The sequence below is a fragment of the Bradyrhizobium sp. WSM4872 genome, assembly GCF_055811715.1.
Map to the genome: position 1 here is coordinate 1 of NZ_JBVVPT010000076.1, position 532 is coordinate 532.

At 61.7% G+C, this 532-nt stretch carries 1 protein-coding gene; it reads right to left on the reverse strand.

The annotated features are described in order from the left end of the window. Positions 1-532 (reverse strand): APC family permease (locus AC0L3C_RS36180; RefSeq protein ID WP_473410407.1); only part of this gene is annotated, 532 nt, incomplete at both ends.

The window sequence follows — 532 nt, forward strand, 5'->3', positions numbered from 1 at the left end:
TTCGGCTGCCTTGATCCGAAGCAGCGCCAGATTGACCAAGGCAAAGATTCCGAGCGTCAGGCGCGAAGTCCACTCGGCCAAGCCCGTCAGCGGAATGCCCAGCGCAAGGATCAGGATGGCTCCAACCCCGAAGAGGGTCGCCACGATGGGCGTGCGGCTTCTGGCGTTCACTTTCCCAAGAAGTTCGGGAAGGCTACCCTGGTCGGCCAGCCCATACAGCACGCGTCCTATCATGATCATATGAACGATGATGCCGTTGATCGTCGCGACGATCGCGATGGCGCCCAAGACCTGCAGAGGAAGACCCGTCAGCCGCTGAAATACCAGGGCGAGCGGAGCGGAGGAGCGCGCGAGCTCGATCGGCGGCACGGCGACGACCGCGATCCACACGACGGCTGCGTAGAGAAGCGCGGTGACGCCGAGCGTGATGAGGAGCGCCCAAGGCAACGTCCGGAGAGGATTCTTCATTTCCTCGGAGATGTTCACCAGGTGTTCGAAGCCGATGAACGCAAACACTGCGAGCAGCGAAGTT